At 42.7% G+C, this 19,636-nt stretch carries 17 protein-coding genes; 4 read left to right on the top strand and 13 right to left on the bottom strand.

The features are described from left to right. Positions 1 to 51 precede the first annotated feature (51 nt). From ACP2AF_RS10090 to ACP2AF_RS10080, 3 genes are all read right to left on the bottom strand, one after another. A complete protein-coding gene (locus tag ACP2AF_RS10090; protein WP_425236032.1) occupies positions 52 to 1,461 on the bottom strand; it encodes an MBL fold metallo-hydrolase in 1,410 nt (469 codons plus the stop codon). Positions 1,462 to 1,559: 98 nt separating this feature from the next. Beyond that, a complete protein-coding gene (locus ACP2AF_RS10085) occupies positions 1,560 to 3,290 on the bottom strand; it encodes a SulP family inorganic anion transporter (protein ID WP_425236031.1) in 1,731 nt (576 codons plus the stop codon). A 59-nt stretch (positions 3,291 to 3,349) separates the two neighbouring features. Continuing rightward, positions 3,350 to 4,540: a cytochrome-c peroxidase gene (locus ACP2AF_RS10080; protein WP_425236030.1), complete on the bottom strand. Its 1,191-nt coding sequence runs from the start codon at positions 4,538 to 4,540 to the stop codon at positions 3,350 to 3,352. A gap of 173 nt (positions 4,541 to 4,713) precedes the next feature. Between ACP2AF_RS10080 and ACP2AF_RS10075 the strand changes: the two genes are divergently transcribed. Continuing rightward, on the top strand, positions 4,714 to 5,145 hold the full coding sequence (locus ACP2AF_RS10075) for an SRPBCC family protein (protein WP_425236029.1): 432 nt from the start codon (positions 4,714 to 4,716) through the stop codon (positions 5,143 to 5,145). Positions 5,146 to 5,166: 21 nt separating this feature from the next. Here ACP2AF_RS10075 and ACP2AF_RS10070 read toward each other — a convergent pair whose 3' ends face one another. The 8 genes from ACP2AF_RS10070 to ACP2AF_RS10035 form a co-directional block, all read right to left on the bottom strand. Next, on the bottom strand, positions 5,167 to 6,432 hold the full coding sequence (locus ACP2AF_RS10070) for an RNA polymerase sigma factor (protein WP_425236028.1): 1,266 nt from the start codon (positions 6,430 to 6,432) through the stop codon (positions 5,167 to 5,169). Positions 6,433 to 6,435: 3 nt separating this feature from the next. Beyond that, entirely contained in the window at positions 6,436 to 6,774 is a 339-nt protein-coding gene (locus ACP2AF_RS10065) for a YciI family protein (protein WP_425236027.1), read from the bottom strand. A gap of 109 nt (positions 6,775 to 6,883) precedes the next feature. After that, on the bottom strand, positions 6,884 to 7,474 hold the full coding sequence (locus ACP2AF_RS10060; protein WP_425236026.1) for a DinB family protein: 591 nt from the start codon (positions 7,472 to 7,474) through the stop codon (positions 6,884 to 6,886). Between the two features lie 194 nt (positions 7,475 to 7,668). Further along, a complete protein-coding gene (locus ACP2AF_RS10055) occupies positions 7,669 to 8,304 on the bottom strand; it encodes a Crp/Fnr family transcriptional regulator (protein WP_425236025.1) in 636 nt (211 codons plus the stop codon). Beyond that, positions 8,301 to 9,077: an aldose 1-epimerase gene (locus ACP2AF_RS10050; protein ID WP_425236024.1), complete on the bottom strand. Its 777-nt coding sequence runs from the start codon at positions 9,075 to 9,077 to the stop codon at positions 8,301 to 8,303. Before ACP2AF_RS10050 ends, ACP2AF_RS10055 begins: the two co-directional genes overlap by 4 nt. A 2-nt stretch (positions 9,078 to 9,079) precedes the next feature. Next, positions 9,080 to 10,378: a M20/M25/M40 family metallo-hydrolase gene (locus ACP2AF_RS10045; RefSeq protein WP_425236023.1), complete on the bottom strand. Its 1,299-nt coding sequence runs from the start codon at positions 10,376 to 10,378 to the stop codon at positions 9,080 to 9,082. A 30-nt stretch (positions 10,379 to 10,408) separates the two neighbouring features. Beyond that, entirely contained in the window at positions 10,409 to 11,389 is a 981-nt protein-coding gene (locus tag ACP2AF_RS10040) for a PLP-dependent cysteine synthase family protein (protein ID WP_425236022.1), read from the bottom strand. A gap of 112 nt (positions 11,390 to 11,501) precedes the next feature. Continuing rightward, positions 11,502 to 12,743 (bottom strand): ABC transporter permease, encoded by a 1,242-nt coding sequence (locus ACP2AF_RS10035; protein WP_425236021.1) that lies wholly within the window; start codon positions 12,741 to 12,743, stop codon positions 11,502 to 11,504. Positions 12,744 to 12,746: 3 nt separating this feature from the next. Between ACP2AF_RS10035 and ACP2AF_RS10030 the strand changes: the two genes are divergently transcribed. Further along, positions 12,747 to 14,000: an exo-beta-N-acetylmuramidase NamZ family protein gene (locus tag ACP2AF_RS10030; protein ID WP_425236020.1), complete on the top strand. Its 1,254-nt coding sequence runs from the start codon at positions 12,747 to 12,749 to the stop codon at positions 13,998 to 14,000. Between the two features lie 3 nt (positions 14,001 to 14,003). Here ACP2AF_RS10030 and ACP2AF_RS10025 read toward each other — a convergent pair whose 3' ends face one another. Together ACP2AF_RS10025 and ACP2AF_RS10020 are read right to left on the bottom strand one after the other, a co-directional pair. Next, on the bottom strand, positions 14,004 to 17,273 hold the full coding sequence (locus tag ACP2AF_RS10025) for a S41 family peptidase (RefSeq protein WP_425236019.1): 3,270 nt from the start codon (positions 17,271 to 17,273) through the stop codon (positions 14,004 to 14,006). Between the two features lie 111 nt (positions 17,274 to 17,384). Beyond that, positions 17,385 to 17,885 carry a YkgJ family cysteine cluster protein gene (locus ACP2AF_RS10020; protein ID WP_425236018.1) on the bottom strand — a complete coding sequence of 167 codons (501 nt, stop codon included), beginning with the start codon at positions 17,883 to 17,885 and terminating at the stop codon, positions 17,385 to 17,387. Between the two features lie 76 nt (positions 17,886 to 17,961). Between ACP2AF_RS10020 and ACP2AF_RS10015 the strand changes: the two genes are divergently transcribed. After that, positions 17,962 to 18,666: a class I SAM-dependent methyltransferase gene (locus ACP2AF_RS10015; protein ID WP_425236017.1), complete on the top strand. Its 705-nt coding sequence runs from the start codon at positions 17,962 to 17,964 to the stop codon at positions 18,664 to 18,666. 59 nt (positions 18,667 to 18,725) lie between these two features. Beyond that, on the top strand, positions 18,726 to 19,601 hold the full coding sequence (locus tag ACP2AF_RS10010; protein WP_425236016.1) for a hypothetical protein: 876 nt from the start codon (positions 18,726 to 18,728) through the stop codon (positions 19,599 to 19,601). Positions 19,602 to 19,636 lie beyond the last annotated feature (35 nt).

Genomic DNA, 19,636 nt, shown 5'->3' with positions numbered 1-19,636 from the left:
GATTCCGGTCAAGGAATACCATGAGGCGCATCATGCCACAGCCAACTTATTCTAAAGCGTAGTGGGGCAAACATATTCCGTTACCTCCGCACCTTCCTTTTTTAGCGCCCCAAATCCGCCCGCAATATCTACTAAATTATGGATACCCCTACTTTTTAGAATCGATGCCGCAATTACCGAACGATACCCGCCTGCGCAGTGCACATAAAATGTCCCCTCATTGGGAAATTCAGCCATATGGTCATTAAGAAAATCCAAGGGTGCATTTTGCGCATTCAACACATGTTCCGATTTATATTCGCTTTCCTTTCGGACGTCAAAAACGGGTGTTTCGTTATTCTCAAGATTTTTCTTTGCCATATCCGCAGATACTGAAGTGATGGTATCAAATTCCTTTCCGGCCTTTTTCCAAGCTTCAAAACCGCCATCCAAATACCCCAAGGTCTTATCAAAGCCCACACGGGATAATCTTGTAACGGTTTCCTCCTCCTTTCCTTCCGGTATTATCAAAAGAATAGGTTGGGCCGTATCCGCTATCAAAGCCCCTACCCAAGGCGCAAAATCACCATTTAACCCTATAAATATAGATCGCGGGATATGCCCCTTTATAAATTCATCTTGATGACGTACATCCAAGACCATGGCCCCAGTTTCATTGGCCGTGGCCTCAAAGGCCTCCGGTGAAAGCGCCTTGGTCCCCCGCTCCAATACCTCATCAATATCCTCATACCCCTCCTTGTTCATCTTAACGTTATGGGGAAAGTACTTTGGAGGTGGAAGTAGTCCTTCGGTTACCTCCTCTATGAATTCCTCCCGGGTCATATCCGAACGGAGTGCATAATTCACTTTCTTTTGGTTCCCCAAGGTATCCACGGTTTCCTTCATCATGTTCTTACCACAGGCCGATCCTGCACCATGGGCCGGATATACAATAACTTCATCGGCCAATGGCATTATTTTTTCACGAAGACTGTCATATAACAATCCGGCCAGTTGCTCTTGGGTCATATGCGCTGCTTTTTGGGCAAGATCAGGCCTTCCCACGTCACCTAGGAACAAGGTATCCCCGGAAAAAATGGCATGGTTCCTCCCCTTTTCGTCTTTTAAAAGATAAGTTGTACTCTCCATGGTGTGGCCTGGGGTATGCAAAACGGCAATGGTCAATTTTCCTACTTGAAATTCTTGCCCGTCCTCGGCTATTATGGCATCAAACGATGGCTTGGCCGTTGGTCCGTATACAATGGAGGCACCGGACTCCTTGGCTAGGGTAATATGGCCACTTACAAAATCGGCATGAAAATGGGTCTCAAAAACGTATTTGATCTGTGCATTGTCTTCCTTCGCCCTTTTTAAATAAGGTTCTACCTCTCTGAGGGGATCCACAATGGCAACCTCACCATCGCTTTCTATATAGTAGGCGCCTTGGGCCAAACAACCGGTGTAAATCTGTTCTATGTTCATAGTGTCAATTTTCTATTCTTGGTTTCTTAAGGATTGAAATTGATTTTTTACAATCCTTGATATAAAAGTACGGCGATTTACGCGAATCTTTCGTAACCTTAGTTACGCTTTGTTAGATTTTGATAGGCTACTCTCTCTTCAAGTTCTGTTGGGATCCTTATATGATCAAAGTGATCGACCGCCTCAGTAGTGCGCGCGAAGAGAAATTCCTTTCCAAGTACATCAATAAGGGCACTGCTAAAAATAATATCCCGGGTTGGCCCAGTAGCCCGTGCCATATAAAATTGAATATTTTTTTGGTGTAATTCATCAATTATCCGTACCAACATTTGAGTGGCTGTGGAATCTATATAATTTATAGGTTCAGCATTAAGTATCACGGCTTTTAGCCCTTGGCCCTTGGCCTCAATATGTTTGAACAACTGTTTTTTAAAGTAGTCCTTGTTGCCAAAGTACAATTGTGCATCAAAACGAACGATCAGCAGTTCATCACGCACCTCAATTTCGTTGCTAAATCGGTCTATGTTCCGGTAATAATCGGATTCCTTGATTCTACCCAAAACCGCAAAATGAGGTTTGGAACTTTTATAGACCATCAGTACCAGTGAAAACAATACACCGATCAAAATACCTTGGGGAATACCTATGAAAAGTGTAATCAAAAAAGTTACCATTAAAACCATGAACTCGTCTCTGCGATACGTCCAAAGCTCTTTGGGATACGATACATTGATAAGACCAAAAACCGAGACCATGATGATACTGGCCAGCACAGCGTTGGGTAGATAGTAGAATATTGGCGTTAAAAAAAGGAGGACGATTACAACCAAAACCACACTGAACATGGATGCCAAGTTGGTTTTTGCCCCAGACTCTTGATTTATCGCCGAGCGTGAAAAGCTGGCCGCAATGGGATATGACTGAAAAAATGACGCTACTATATTTGAGGAACCCAAGGCCACCAATTCTTGATTGGCGTTCATAGTTTCCCTCCCGCTTTTCCCCTCCAGGGATTTACCAATGGAAATAGTTTCCGTGTAACCTACCAAGGCCAGGGTGAGTGCAATAGGCCATAGGTCCATGAGATTATTTAGATTAATCTGTGGCATCTGAAAATTGGGCAGCCCTTTGGGAATACGCCCAACAATATGAACCCCATAAGGCTCCAATTGCAGTGCAAAGACCGCTAAAATACCCAGTACCACTACTAAGAGAATCCCAGGTATTTTTGGGTTCCATTTTTTAAGCAATAAGATAATCACAATACCAAGACCACCAATAGTGAAGTCCAAGGGATTGGTCTCCATTACTTTTTCCAGAATGCGGCCAACCAACTCATGAAAATGGCTACTATTTTCAACCGAAATGCCCAGAAGATGCTTCAATTGACTAAAAATAATGATGAGAGCTGCGGCCGATGTAAAACCACTAATTACAGGTTTGGACAAAAAATTCACCAAGAAACCCATACGCAAAAGCCCCAAAATCAATTGAATGGTCCCTACCAAAAAGGCCATAAAGATAGCCATGGCAATATAGTTCTCCAGACCGCTAATGGAAAGGGCACCAAGACCGGCGGCAACCAATAGGGAATCCATGGCCACCGGACCGACACTCAATTTCCTCGAAGTTCCCAAAAAGACGTATACCAGTACTGGTACCAAGGAGGCATAGAGTCCATAAACCGGTGGCAGGCCCGCGATCATGGCGTAGGCCATACCTTGAGGAATTAGAATAATACCCACCGTAAGTCCGGCCATCAAATCCTTGGCCAGCCAACTCTTGCTGTAACCAGAAAACCATTGCAAGAACGGGAAGAAGCGTTGCATGAATCAAATGTACCAATAAAAGAACAATGCCCAGTAACCCATGTTACCGATGCATTTGTTTAGTGGATGTTACCACCAACGGGAAGGCCACTCGGTACGGATCGGGGGATCTTCTTGTCAAAATTATCATCGTTCAAGGTGTTCAAGGTGTTCAAGAAGGAAATAATTAACGACATTTCCTTAACGCTCAATTTCAGCTCGCGAACAAAAGGATCAAAGTCTTCCTTGGGCACATGAGGATTTCGTTCTTTCCCATTGGCAATGTCCTCATAAAACTCGAGTACACGTTGTAAACTCTTCAAACTGCCATTGTGCATATAGGGAGCGGTAAAACGAAGATTGCGTAAGGTAGGGGTCCTAAAGGCAAAACTGTCCCCGATTCCCGTATCAGGAACGGATAATTTCTTGTTTTCCGGAACCCCAAGGACATGGGGTTTGTAATCTGAGAACATGGGACCGCTATGGCAATTGGCACAGCCCACTTTTTGAAACAGTTCAAAACCCTCTTGCTCGGAAATAAGAATGGCCTCCTTATCCCCCCGCATGTATTGGTCAAAACGGGAATTGTTGGTGACCAGGCTACGTTCAAAGGCAGCGATGGCCTTCCCCAAGTTTTCCACGGTAATCGCACCGTTTTCCTCAAAGGCCAGTGCAAACAACTTTTGATATTCCGGTATTTGTTTTAAGCGCTCCATAACCACCTCCAATATTCCTTCTTCGGAATAACCATGGCCTCGCATTTCCTCAAGGGCTTTAATGGGTTCCAATGCCTGGTTTTCCAAACTTTTTATGCGGTCGTCCCAAAACATGGTGGCACTTTTCGGAGTATAGCTATTGAACACGTCCATACCATTAAAAGCTGTGTTAATAATGGTTTGGGCGTTACGCTTTACAAAAGGGATGTCATTGGGAACATTAAACCTGCGTTTACTGCCTAACCCATGGGCATTGGCACCCATGGAAATATCCAAAAATTCTGCATATCCTGTATTTGGATGATGGCAAGTGGCGCAGGCTACATCCTTATTGCCCGAAAGAATGGGATCGTAAAACAGTAGTTTTCCCAATGCTACCTTTTCGGGCGTGGTGGAATTGTCCTTAGGCGATTTTATGGTTTCCGGGAGGGCGGCAAACCGAACCACTGCCGTAGGCTTTTCTGGAGACCTTTTCCTTTTTACATTGGAGTCCTTACATCCCGAAAAAAGGATTACCCAAATCAAAAAAAATAAACTGAAAACAGCTTTTCTCACGTTTATCAATGAAGCATTACCAACGAAAATAGTTAAAAATACCGGAACAAAACCTGAGGACCATCAGGTCTAAAAACACTGTCTTAATCCTATTTTTTTGTCTACAAACCATCCAATCCTGTCCTACTTCCACAAGTTCATTTGTCAAACAAGTATATACAAAATCAAATACAATGGACATTACGCACAATTTGCACATTAAGGCCGACCCGGAAAAAATCTATCTGGCTGTTACCACAAAAGACGGGATTTGCGGTTGGTGGTCAAAAGACTGTTCCGTGGGAGAATCCGAAGGGGAAAACTCTTTGTTGAAATTCGATAAACAGGGGACACTGGTCGAAATGGGTTTTGTAACCTTGGAGCTTGTACCCCATAAAAAAGCCGTTTGGGAATGCATTTCTATGCCCAATCCGGCATGGATAGGTACCAAGATACATACTGAAATAAGAGAATCCACGAATGGTTGCGATGTTGTTTTCTCCCATACCGGTTTTGATCAAAAGTGGCAGGGGCAGGAACCATTTGAGCAGACCAAAGCAACTTGGAATCATTTTATGGACAGTTTGGTATCCTTTTGTGAAAAAGGTAAAGGCCAGCCCTGGTAAGAAAATATAGTTCCCAACAGGTCAATCCTTTGGGAGCATTTTTTCACATTCCTTGATTTTATCCTGTATAAAGACAATCTCTTTACGGGAAGGCCCCATGGCTAGCGACTTTTTCAAAAAGACCCTTGCTTTTTGATAGTCCCGAAGTTTCATATAAAAGACGCCCTGAGTTACCGGCAACAGGTGGTATTCTTTTAAATCGTCATTTTTAGCAATATGCTCCAAGAGGGAGAGTGATTTTTTCACCCCTTGAAGTTTGCTTTGAATGATAGCCAGGTTTAGTTGGATTATCGGGTTGGGTTTTAATTTTTCTAATAATAGGTAGTGCTCATGGATAACCTGCCAATTGGTTTCCTCAAAACTGGCCGACAGGCAATGTTCCGCTGCAATGCGAGCTTCCACATGATATGCCGAAATACCAGTATCATGAAGTGATTTTTTGAGGTATCCCATACCAATATGAATCAAATCCTTGTTCCAAAGACCTCTATCTTGATCTTCAAATAGGATAATGGTTCCCTTATCATCAATTCGGGCATCGAACCTGGCCGTATGGAGACACATTAGCGCAAGTAGGGCATTCAGTTTATGATCATCTTGGTAACGGTCTACCAATAATTTGGCCAATCGAATGGCCTCTAGGCACAATTCCTTTTTAATAACCGATTCTCCATCGGTAGCATTGTATCCCTCATTGAACAATAGGTACAAGCTTAGACCAACGGTATCCAATTTTTCCATAAGCTCGTTCCCTTGTGGAATAATAAATGGAGTTTCTGTTTTTCTAATTTTTTCCTTTGCGCGATACAGGCGCTTGTTCATTGTAGACTCCGTTGAAAGTAAGGCCTTCGCCACTTCCTTTATACCAAATCCGCAAAGTGTTTTCAATATCAGGGCAATCTGTGATTTTGCATCCAAAGCGGGATGACAACAGGTAAAGATCATCCGAAGTTGACTATCCTTTATTTCATCATCCAAAAAAAAGGCATCGATATCTTCTACGGAATTGTGTGACGAAACGTGGATATGATGATGTCTTAGCATCATATGCTTGCGTTTTATTTCATTCAACGCCTTCCGTTTGGCAACTTGTACCAGCCAGCCTGTTGGGTTAGCAGGTATCTGTCCCGTACTCCAACTACTCAAGGCGGAAATCAATGTTTCCTGGACCACATCTTCGGCCAATTGTATTTGCGATGGACCAAAGAGTCTTGTAAGGGTCGCTAGAAGTTTTCCATACTCTGTTCGAAAAAGGCGCTCTACGATCTGTTCGCTCCGGTAGACCAAAACCTAGCTCATTTTGGGAAAGGCAATAGGCCGTACCTCAATGGAATATAGACCGAGATGAGGAGAAGAAAGAGCAATTGCATTGGCCTCTTTCTGATTCTTGGCTTGAATCAGGAAAAATCCGGCAATAATTTCCTTGGATTCCAGAAAAGGGCCATCAGTCAAAATCGCGTCGTCCTTGGATCGGAGCAAGGCGCCATTTTCTTCTAACCTTTGACCTCCCAAATAATTTTCCCCCAATTCATCCACCCATGATTTGTAGTCCTCCAAAATACCTTGTAGTTCGTTTGGGGAGAGATGGTTCATACCATCACCTTTTAGTATCAACAAGAATTCTTGCATGTCCTTTTCCTTTATGACAATCTAAGAATTATTTTTAGGACGGGAATCTGTTCTGATTATTTGTCTTTAGTACTTTATGAAACAATCCGACTTTCTTGATTTTTTGAAATCAATCATTCGACTTCCCTAAAAAGACATTCACTTTGGGATTCATCGGATTACCCGCAATGCGGCGAAGTGTCGCTATCTGTCCTGCATGCCAAACAGCATCCTCGATAGGTCCATTGATCAGGTTCCAAATTGGAAATTCGGAAGTACCCTTGGACCGTATGAAAATGACTTTATGTTCGTCTAAATCTTCCGTTGTTTTAAAAAGGGTACTCGCCTCGGACAAGTATTCCAAAGTCTTTTTTCGTTTTTCAGCATTACCCATCTGCGGTTGCTTTACGGAGAAATCACGCGGTTGTTTTTGGGCCGAGCGTAAAATGGTCAATGAAAGACTGTACACATGGTCCATAGTTTCCGCTATGGTACGACCTCCATTTTCCGGTCGATGGCCCAATTCGTTTGTGGTAAGTCCCTCTGTGGCCCAATAATAGCGGAAGCCCAGACCATCTATCATTCTGGAGACTACCGTACCAGGAGTAACTATTTCAGGTGCCTTAGGGATTGTCGCATAAGGAAGGGAATCATTCATGGTCTTCTGGGCATTTAGAGTGATGCAAATGAAAGCGAAAAGCAAAGTCAAATTTTTTTTCATGCAAGAGGTGATAGTTTTTTCAGGAGCTAAACTTAGAGATTGTTTTAGAATATGTCAATTTTTATTTCCTGACCATGAGGGGGCGTTAGTCTGGATACAATTTTCCAACCCTTCCGTCTTCCCAACCCTTGTCGGGAGGACACCTTCCCTTGTACAAGGGAAGGAGCAAGACACATAGTTATGGCAAGTCAAAACTAAAGCTCCAACACCTTTATTTGATTGCGATGCATTTCAATCTTACCTTCTTTTTCCAGCTTTTTCAACAATCGGGAAATGACCACCCTGGAGGTATTCAGGTCATAAGCAATCTCCTGATGGGTAGTTGAGATAACCTCATCATGGTTTACTTTGGCCTTGTCCTGCAAATGTTTTAGTAGTCGCTCGTCCATTCGCATAAAAGCCAGGGTATCCACTGTTTCGAGAAGCTCCTTGACCCGTATATGGTAACTCTCCAAGATAAACTCCCGCCAACTTTGGTATTTGGCCATCCAGATTTCCAGTTGACCCACGGGAATCATAAAAAGCTCTGTATCCGTTTCGGCCACGGCACGAATCTCGCTTGTATTCTTACCCATACAACAGGAAAAAGTCAAGGTACAGGTATCCCCTCTTTCAATATAATAGAGCACCAATTCGTCTCCCTTATCATCTTCCCGAAGTATTTTAATGGCACCATTGATCAGAAGAGGCATATGGGTAATGGGTTGGCCGATGTCCATCAAAAGTTCCCCTTCTTCTACTTTCTTATACACGGCCACGTCGCTGATCTCTTGGAGCAATGCTGCCTCAAAAAGGTAATCATAGTTTTGTTGTAAAGTTTCGTTGATCATATGGGAATTATGGATACGATGAATTCTTTTTTATCGCTATTCAACTGTTGAAAGCCTTGTTGTAAATTTCTCTGATCAACGGCATAGGGGTAAAACGTAATCGGTTCGACACACACCATATTCGAGACTTCCGTCCATAGCATAAAATGTCCAAAACCTTTGGTTTTAATAAGCAATTCCTTTTTGTCCTTTAGCATGATTTCGTTACAATCAGGAACTTGTAATGCCCTACTTCCTACAGCCAGAATCTCCGGTAGCGAAATGACCTTAACTCCTGTATTGATCATCGGATTTTTTGTGTGCAATTTAAAAGCCGGGTGATAGCCGAGCATAAAAGGCATCCCTTTATCACCAGAGATTGTAAACGTGATTTCCAAACCATTGCTGGTAAGCGCAAAATGCTTCATGAATTGGAAATTGTAAGGCCAAGACAACTCCTCTTCCGTAGATTTTTTCGGGTATTTTGAATTCTTAATGGTTGCACCTGCTATGTATTCCTTTTGGAACACCGCTTTGGTATCGGATTGGGATTGAAGTGTATATCCCATTTCCCGTAGTAATCCGTGTTGATCTTGGCTTGCATCACCCTTAGGAGTAGCAACTTTAAATTCTGCTTCGGTAGTTGGCCCGATTATCGGAAACATTTCCGTATCCGAACTGCGCCAGCCGGGACTTCCTTTTTGATGGATGAATTCATGTCCGTCCACTTGATAGCCCACGAGTTCCCCAGCATCGATTTTGACCCTTTGATTTTCGAGTTGTAGGTGAATCATGTTCACTGATTTATTAATCTGTATATTAAAATTGCGGTACGTTTGGTCAAGGCTTCGATCGTATTGAGGTTTACCGTTTCCTGAGGCGTATGTGCTCCGGAGCCCATGGTACCCAATCCATCCAGGCAATCTACATACTCGGCTACAAAAGAGGTATCGGCAGCGCCACGCTTTCCGGGATCATAGGCCAAAACTTCACCTTGGCCCAAATCCAAGCTTACTTGGTTCAACTGCTCCAAAAGCTTTTTATTCTCTTCGGTAGGTTCCATGGCCGGATAGCTATCGGTAAAACTAATTGCCGCCGTAGTTTTTGGTAGGTGGTCCGCCACGATTTCACGCATTTTATTCCGTGCCCTTTCCTTTTGTTCCTCGGACATAAATCGGAGCCCACCTCTAACCAATGCGGTTTGCGGAACTACATTGGTTTTACCGAACGCCTCACCTTTTCCGGATTTTATATCGTAATCGATAAAGGTGCCGCCCAGTAATACACCTGGATTAAAGGTAAGGTACTGTTCTCCTTTCACTTCTTCATAAAATCCATTTAGGATACGGGACATTTCAAAAATGGCCCCCGCCCCGGTCCTTTCACTAAAAACACCTGAGGAATGGGCGCGTGCACCTGTAGTCTTCAACTCCCATCCCGAAGCTCCTCTACGGGCTACCGTTGCATAGTTGAATCCCGTGGAGGTTTCAAATCCCAAGGCGATATCACTGCGCTTTGCGGCCTCTATCAAATCCTTACGACTGATTTCTAAAGGTTTTCCCGTACTTTCCTCATCACCGGTAAATGCCACAATAATCTGGGCATCGTTCAACAAACCATTCTCCTGTAAAGCCTTAAGGGCATAAAGAACAATAACATTACCTCCTTTCATATCATTACCACCCGGTGCATGGGCAATGCTATCGTTGACCATTTTGAACAGCTGAAAAGGACTATCCTCCTCGAATACGGTATCCAAGTGACCTATTAAAAGTAGTTTTTTGCCCTTGTTTCCTGAGGTTTCCGCGAACAAATGTCCGGCACGGTTCATGTCCTTGGGCATAGAAATCCAAGTGGTCTCAAAGCCTAGGGCATCAAATTCATTTTGAAAAACCTCGCCTACCCTTTGTACACCTTCCAAATTTAGGGTACCACTATTGATGTTGACCACTTTTTCCAAAAAATCGATAGCAGCCGCATTGTTGCTTTCTACAGAGGCTGCAATCTTCTTTTCAGTTCTTTTGAGCTTTTGGGATTGTAGGGCAAGACTCAAAAAAACCAGCACCAATATGGGAAGATAACCTCTGACTTTCATACAATGGGTTTGTTACTCAAGATACCAAAACTAATCCAGAAACCCCTGCTTGCGCATCCATTCATCATTGAACATTTTGGCTACATATCGACTTCCGTGGTCATGGAAAAGAACTACTACCACATCGTCCTTCTTAAAATGTTCCTTAAGCTGAAGGACACCCTTAACGGCGGCACCTGCCGAGTTGCCTAAGAACATGCCCTCTTCACGGGCCAGGCGTTGCGTATAGACCGCGGCATCCTTATCGGTTACCTTGGTAAAGCCGTTAATAATATTGAAATCTACATTTTTAGGTAAGATATCCTCGCCGATACCTTCGGTGATATACGGATAGATCTCATTTTTATCGAAAATACCGGTTTCATGATATTTTTTAAAAACAGAACCGTAGGTATCCACGCCCCAGACCTTGATATCGGGATTTTTGGATTTTAGATATCTGCCCACCCCGGAAATGGTTCCTCCCGTACCTACACCCACCACAAAATGAGTGACCGTTCCTTGGGTCTGCTCCCAAATCTCCGGGCCGGTACTTTCAAAATGTGCCTTGCTATTGGACGGATTATCATATTGGTTTACATACCAGGCATTGGGAATTTCCTGGGCCAACCTTCTAGCTGTTGAGTAATAGCTTCTAGGGTCATCCGGTTCTACATCCGTGGGGCAGACATGCACTTCACTTCCCATAGCCTTTAGTATATCTACTTTTTCTTTGGACTGCTTGTCCGTAGTAACACATATAAGCTTATATCCCTTAACGGTTGCGGCCAAAGCCAACCCCATTCCGGTATTGCCGGATGTGCCTTCAACAATGGTACCTCCCGGTTTCAGGAGTCCGTTAGATTCCGCATCTTCTATCATTTTAAGGGCCATCCTATCTTTAACGGAATTCCCGGGATTAAAAGTTTCGTACTTGGCCAATACCAGACAAGGTAGTTCGGCGGTAAGTCTATTGATCTTTACCAAAGGGGTATTCCCTATGGTATCTAGTATATTTTTTGCGTATTCCATGCGGGGCCAAAGATAAGCAGAACCAATTCAAGCTCAAACTCAAATGTGAAGTTCAAGCTCAAATTCAGAGGTCATTTCAAAGCAGTATCCGGTCAAACCTTAAAACTCGTAACTATTCGAACTGTATCGCTTTCACAGGTGTAATTCTTGTAATGGCATAGGAGGGCAGTAAAAGCATTAAAAGGCACAATATCAACACTCCCACATTCAAAATGAGTATGGTAGGTAAATCTATAGACACTGGTATGTATTCTATGTAGTATTCTTCCGGATTGGGGAACTTGAAAATCATAAACTTCTGCTGTAACCATAACAGAATCAACCCAATGGCATTTCCCCAAAATAGACCTACTGCTATCAAATAGGCGGCATTGTAAAGAAAAACCTTTCGTATACTCCAGTTTGGAGATCCCAAAGCCTTTAAAATACCTATCATTTGGGTACGTTCCAGAATTAAGACCAATAGTGCCGTAATCATATTAATACCACCTACAATGATCATAATACCTATAATAAGGGCGATATTAAAATCGAAAAGACCGATCCATTCAAAAATCTTAAAATATTTACTGGTGATGGTCTGGGTATCTAGATTCGAAAGCGTCTTGCCGTATATTTCATTGGCCTTTGTGTCAATATCGTCAAAACTATCCAGAAAAATCTCAAAATTCCCTACTTGATTTTCTGTCCATTTGTTCATCCGTTGAATATGGCGGATATCTACAAAGATGTACTTACTATCTATTTCCTCAAAACCGCTGTCGTAAATGCCCGTTACCTTAAACCTGCGTTGATTTGGAGTTTTGGAGGCATCCCCGTCCTTTAAGAAAAAAGCAAAAAAAGAATCCCCTACTTTAAACCGCAATCGACTGGCCATTCGGAGCGAAAGCAATACCTCATCATTCAGTTTGCCGGTATAATCCGGTAATTGCCCATCTACCAGGTATTCTTTAAAAACATCCCAATTGTAGTCCTTGCCGACCCCTTTGGCAATAATGCCTTCAAAAGTTTCCTCTGTACGTATGATTCCTCCTTTACTGGCCACGGCCTGTATATGGGAAATTCCTTCTACCGATTTAAACTCGGGATAGAAATCCTGTTCCAGGGAAACAGGAACAACGGATACCTCGGAGTTGTTATTGTCGTAGTTATATATCTGGACATGCCCGTTAAAAGCAGAGACTTTCTCACGGATTTTTTCCTTAAGACCCTGACCTGTAGCGATGGCGATCAGCATCATAAGGATGCCCAAAGCAATTGCGGCTATTGCTATTTTTATTATCGGTGCGGAAATACTAACTTTATGTTCCTTACCGGTAATGAGCCTTTTGGCAATGAAATATTCAAAATTCAAAAGATGGTGATTTTCTCCAATCTCAAAAATACATTTTTATTGTGGTTTTTGATTGTCTCGGCCTGCGGAAACGTGGACAAGTCCCAGAAGCCCGCATCGGATGAAACAGATTTGAAAAATGCATCCGATCAAATACTTCCGGTTGTGGTCGGAGCGAACAGGACGGAAAAATACCTCCCAATGTTACAAGGAAAAAAAGTGGCCGTTGTTGCCAACCAGACCAGTGTGCTGTTTAAAGGAACAGCAGACGAAACAACGAAATCCCATGTTCATTTGGTAGATTCTTTACTTAAGCTCGGAATACAGATCCAAAAGGTCTTTGCTCCAGAACATGGTTTTCGGGGCCAGGCCGATGCCGGAGAAAAGGTAAAGGACGGGACGGATACCAAAACGGGACTGCCCTTGATTTCGCTTTATGGCAAAAACCGAAAACCTTATCCGGAACATCTTGAAAACTTGGATGTTATCCTTTTTGACATTCAAGACGTGGGGGTACGATTCTATACCTACATTGCCACGTTACAGTTGGTCATGGAAGCCTGCGCCGAGAATGGTATTCCCCTAATCGTACTGGATAGACCCAATCCCAACGGACATTACGTGGATGGACCTACTATGGAAGCAGCACATACCGGATTCTTGGGCATGACCGAAATCCCTTTGGTCTACGGTATGAGCATTGGTGAATATTCAAAAATGATCAATGGAGAGGGATGGCTTAATGATAGTATACAGGCTGATCTTACCGTTATTCCTCTGGAAAACTATACCCATCAGACGGCATATAGTCTTCCCATCCGGCCTTCTCCCAATTTACCCAATGATACGGCCATTAATCTTTATCCCAGTCTTGGGCTTTTTGAAGGTACCAACATCAACGCCGGTAGGGGAACGGAATTTCAATTTCAACGCTACGGTGCTTCCTTTTTAGACAAGTCACAATACAGTTTTAAATATTGGCCGCGACCTAATTTCGGTTCCAAAAACCCTAAAGAAAATGGAGAAGTTTGCTACGGGAAAGACCTCTCCCAACAGCCTAAAATGAGCGAGGTCTCCTTACAATGGTTACTAGACGCTTATATGAACGCTGAAGATAAAAGCAAAGTATTCAACACCAACGGCTTTACCAGACATGCAGGCACGGAAAAATTGCAACAGCAAATCGAGGCCGGAAGCACCGAGGAAGAAATAAAGGCAAGTTGGCAACCAGATTTGGAAAAGTTCAAAAAAATCAGAAAAAAATACCTGATTTATTAAAACTTAATTTCGAATTTCGAATTCCGGCCTTGACGGGGCTTTAAAACTCTTACCATTATTTATAAGCTTCAATACCTCCTCTATACCAGCTTCCAATTGAACATCCGTGCCATTGGCTAGTTTTTGGAAATCCTCTACAATCTCTATATCCGGATCAACCCCATGGCCTTCCTTAAACCAGCCACCCTTAGGATTGTACATTCTAAAGGTGGGCACGGTTATACGGCCATTATCTATCAAGTTAGGGGCGCCAGAGATGCCTATTAATCCACCCCAGGTACGAGTACCTATCAGTGGACCCAGGCCTCTCTTTTTAAAATAATCCGGGAAGGCATCCCCACCTGATCCACTAAACCCGTTGATGAGCATTACTTTGGGCCCAAAGTTACCGGAAGGAGGCCATGCCCAATCCTTTCCATCCCTTACGGCCCAAAATGCCAAAGGCTTTCTATCTAACAATTCGATGAACCTATCCGGTATTTGACCACCGCTATTGAACCGTTCATCTATAATCATGCCTTCTTTACTCATCTGTCCGTAAAACTGTCTTACCAGTTCGTTTTGCCCGTCCAATCCGGTACTCCTTACATAGATATAACCGATCCGCCCATCGGTAGCCTCGGCCACACGTTGACGGTTGTTTTCAATCCATGCCAAATGGCGTAGTCTTGTCTCGGATCGCATGGTCTCTACGAGTACCTTTTTAGCATTGCTAGGAGATGGAGTTTTGTTTACCGTCAATTGCACGGTAGCCCCGGCCAAACCTTGAAAGGCAGCGGATAAGGGTTTGGTGGTGTCCAACGGAACGCCGTTTACGGCCAGGATATAATCTTCCTCATTAATATCCACACCAGGTTTTGACAATGGGGATCGCACTTCTGCATCCCAAGGTGCCCCAGAAATGATTTTTTTGATACGATATTGACCATTTTCTAAATGAATATCCGCCCCTAAATAGCCGACACTTATTCTGTCCGCATTGTCAATATCACCACCACCAGTATAGGTATGGGATGCATTTAGCTCGGCAATCAAATCACCTATAATAATATTCACGTCATTTCGGGAGTTGGCCTGATCTACTAATGCCCCATAACGTGTTTTCATGGCTGCCCAATCCACCCCATGCATGTTGGGGTCATAGAAATAGTCACGTTCAAATCGCCATACATCGTTAAAAATCTGTTTCCATTCCTCTTTGGGAACCAGGGTCATGGTCATATCTTTAGTAGGAACGGTCTCATCTACTTTTTGATCGGCCTCAATGTTCAATACGGCCAATTTTTCACCTTGAAGAACCAACACTTTTTGCCCATCCGCAGAAACTTCATAATTGGATACGTCAGATACAATGGTATTGACCTCCTTTTCCTCAAAATCAAAATAATCCAACGAGGGAGATGCTCCTTCCGGTGAACCGGAATTGGGAAAGCGCACAAACAATAGTTTATTATCAACTGTTGTCAGGTCATCTAAATTACCCGGCGCCACATCCAACAATTCCACGCGATTTTCAAAACCCGTGATCTTAATTATGGTTTTGGCCTCTTCTTCGGGGTCTTCATCTTTTTTATTCTTTTTCTTCTTTTTGGATTTGTCTTTATCCCCGTTCTTGTCTTCTTCTTTCTTAGGTGCTTCAAAGGCATCATTTTCTACTTCCAACAGGGAAGGCGTCGACCCGTCTAAAGTACCCACCGCTAAAATGGTGGCATTGGGATAGATAAACGTATTGTCCAAATCCGAATATACAGGCTGGAAAGTCCTATTGGTACTGAAAAACAGGTATTTACCATCTTTACTGAATGTAGGGGAGCTATCGGAATAAAAGCCCGAGGTAAGTTGTGATACGTTCTTGGCATCTATATTGTACAGAAAAATTGCAGAAGTCGAAGGATTATCAGTCCCTCGGTTATAGGCAAGCCACTTACTATCCGGGGACCACGAAACACTGAAGTTGCGCAGACCACCTTCAAACATATATTTACCCTGATCAATTTCCACTATTTGGCCTGTATCAATATCTACATAGTTTATGGCCATGGATTGATCTACATAAGCTATTTTTTTGCTGTCCGGGGACCAGTAAATGGTATAATTGAAACCATTTTTGAAATTAGTAATCGTCTTTGGCTTTTGATTACCCATCATATTGTGTAAGGTCAATTGGTACTCTCCTGTAGCGTCGCTCCAATAGGCGAGGTACTTTCCATCCGGTGACCAGGATGGTTTTCTTTCCGCAGTTCCAGGGCTGGATGTTAAATTGGCTACAAAACCTTTTGTTGCAGGAAGGTCAAACAATTCCCCCCTGGCCTGCACCACCACCCTGTTCCCATCCGGGGAAAGCGTGGCGGATTGCATAAACGAGGCGACATTCTTTTGTTTTGCGATAAGACCTTTTTGATCTGAAATTAACCTAACGTTGACCTCGGAAGTATTGCCTGAGGAAAGGTTATACAGATAAAGCTTGCCCCCGGCCTCAAAAACGATATCCGAAGGGCCCACTTCCGGAAAAGTAATGTCGAAATCCGTAAAATTGGTCAGCTGCTTGTTGGTCTTACCGGCAATATCATATTGCCATAAATTGTTTCTTTTATTAGGGCCATTATCGGACATATAATAAATGGTTTCCCCATTCCACATGGGTAGTTCATCATTGGCGTTATTTTTAGTAATATTTTCGGTCTGAAAGGAATTCAAATCGAAAACAAGAACATCGGGCGCGGTTCCTCCACGGTATCGTTTCCAGTTTCTATTTACCCGAGACCTGTCTGTGTAGGCAATCTTTTGTCCATCTGGAGAAAACGAGGCATATTCGCCATAGGGTACCGGTAATTTTTTGGGCGATCCACCATTCACGGGAACAGTATAAAACTGGCTGTATCGCTGGCGCCCACTTTCCCTTGAGGAGGAGAACAACACGGCCTTTCCATCCGGGGTCCAGCCCAAAACGCGATCAAACATACCATGATAGGTAAGCCGTTTTGGTATTCCACCCTTTGTTTCAATAACATATACATCGCTGTTTCCGTTATAATTGGCGGTATATGCAATCATGGTCCCATCTGGTGAAAATTTTGGGTACCGCTCAATTCCTTTTGGTGAACTTAATCTACTGGCCGTACCTCCCGACTTTGAAACTATCCACACATCATCGCCATAAACAAAAGTAATTTGGGAGTCGGAGACATCTGGATACTGCATTAGACTTCCATTGATCTGCGCATTTATGGTTCCATACAGAAACAAGAATGCTAAAAGTAGTGTTGTCTTCATCGAGTGCTTTTGGTTTTAGTGTTTATAAAAAATGATTTTCGTTATTGTTTAGGATATAAGTTAAACCCGTGGTCTTGTTTTGTAAGGAAATATGTTTGAAATACACCTTTGTCATAATCCATTTTTCATTGACTTCTTCATTTTCTCGACAATAGTAAAGGCTGCAGGGCAAATGGCCACATTTTTTAGGGTCAAATGGCTAATTTGATGAAACTTTTTTCGGTCTGTATGCGGAAACTCCTTACAAGCCTTTGGCCGTACTTCATAAATGGAGCAATAGTTGTCCGCTCCCAAAAAAGTACAGGGTAGCTGCTGCAACACATAATCGTTCTCCTCATCGATACGTAAATATTCATCAATGAACTTTTGGGGCCTCAATTTTAGATGTTTTGAAATCCGTACCACATCTACATCGGTGAAAAGTGGACCTGTGGTCTTGCAGCAATTGGCACAGAGTAGACAATCGGTATGCTCAAATTCCAATTCATGGAGTTCCTGCATTACGTAATCCAAGTTTTTGGGCGGTTTCTTTTTTAACCGGGCAAAAAACTTTGTGTTTTCTGTGTTTTTTTCCTTTGCCTTTTGTGGAAGCTGTCTCAATATTTCCTCCATACCTATTAAATCATCCGTCAAAACTAGCCAAGAAATCCATAAATACACCATTTTTGTAGAAACTAAATCCTATAGAATGGAAGACATCTTTGGCAAAGCTTTATTGGATTTTCAAATTGGACGCTATACCGAAGATATTGTTACATTTTCTTCTCTAAATATTAAGGATACTTTGCCCCTGCCCCATCTCTTCAGAGATTATGACAACATGCCCACTCTTGAACAAAAAGCATTAGATCTTTGTTACGGCGAAGTATTGGATATAGGATGTGGTGCAGGTAGCCATAGCCTTTATTTGCAACAAAAAGGATTTAAAGTGACTGCCTTGGATCGCTCCCAAGGGGCCATTGAAACTTGTAGATCTCGGGGAATTGAACAAACTGTATGCAGCAATATTTTGGATCACACCAAAAAATATGACACCCTTTTGTTGTTGATGAACGGAATTGGTATTATCGGCAAACTTCAAACCCTAGATCGTTATTTTACGCATCTTAAGTCTTTATTGAAGCCCAACGGACAAATTCTATTGGATTCTAGTGACATTATTTATATGTATGATGAAGATAACGATGGCAGTATATGGCTCCCTAGTAGTCAATATTATTACGGAGAAGTACAATTTACCCTAGAGTACAAAGGGAACAAAGGATTTCCCTTTTACTGGTTGTATTTGGATTACAACACTTTAAAAAGGGCATCGGTTGTACATGGCATGGCCTGTGAACTCGTAAGTAATGGGGAACATTACGACTATTTAGCAAAATTAAATGTATTTTGACCCTTTTAGAATACAGTTGGGTACATTTTTTGCGTTATCTTGATACAAAAAAAATTGTCATGAAGATTAATACCATTTTGGTGCTATCCGCTTTCTACCTTCTGCTTTTAGGATGTTCCAGCAGTTCGGATGATGATGGGCCAGACCCCCCACCTACCATAGATAAATCTGCCAATCTTTTGGGCACCGGTGATTCGGCAAACGACATTCTTTCCAATGATACATTTACCAAGCTCAAAATAGAGATAGCCTACGTTATAGGGTTCAGACCTACCCCGAGGGCCATGGAGAATTTTGTAAATTTTCTTAGGGCTAGAACTTTTAAGCAGGATATAGAACTTGTTTATACCCAATTGCCCTCTCCAGATGAAGAGACCTTAAGCTTGGAGGAAGTTGCCCAATTGGAAAGCGATAATAGAACGGCCTACAACGAGGACGATACCTTGGCCATTTATATTTATTTTGCGGATGCCCCGGCAGATGATGACGATGAAGAAGAAGGTTTGGTGACCCTAGGTGCCGTATATCGCAATACTTCCATGATTATTCATGAGTCCACGGTTTGGAGTTTGGCGGCTCAAAGTATTTTTATTTCCATTACCGATGTAGAAACAGCCACATTGGAACACGAATTTGGCCACCTGTTTGGACTTGTAGATTTAGGTACTGACCCAATCAATGAGCATGAAGACCCGGACGCCCCAAACCATTGTAGTGTAGAAGGCTGTTTAATGCGGGCGGAATTGCAATTTGGAAGCCCAAGCTTTAAAAGCGCTTTGGCCGGTAAATCTGGCGAAATCAAATCCGCTTGTTCTCTAAGTGGAGCAAGTGTTTTAAAATTATTGGAGACAAAAACAGCCAGTGGTTCCGCAATGATTGTTCCCAATCTTGATCCTGAATGTATTTTGGATTTACAATCTAACGGAGGGCGGTAAATAATACAGGTATTTTCTATTCGCAAATTTCGTAA

It is taken from the genome of Ulvibacterium sp. (genome assembly GCF_965248315.1).
Classification (GTDB): domain Bacteria; phylum Bacteroidota; class Bacteroidia; order Flavobacteriales; family Flavobacteriaceae; genus Ulvibacterium.
This window is presented reverse-complemented; position numbering and strand designations above follow the sequence as displayed.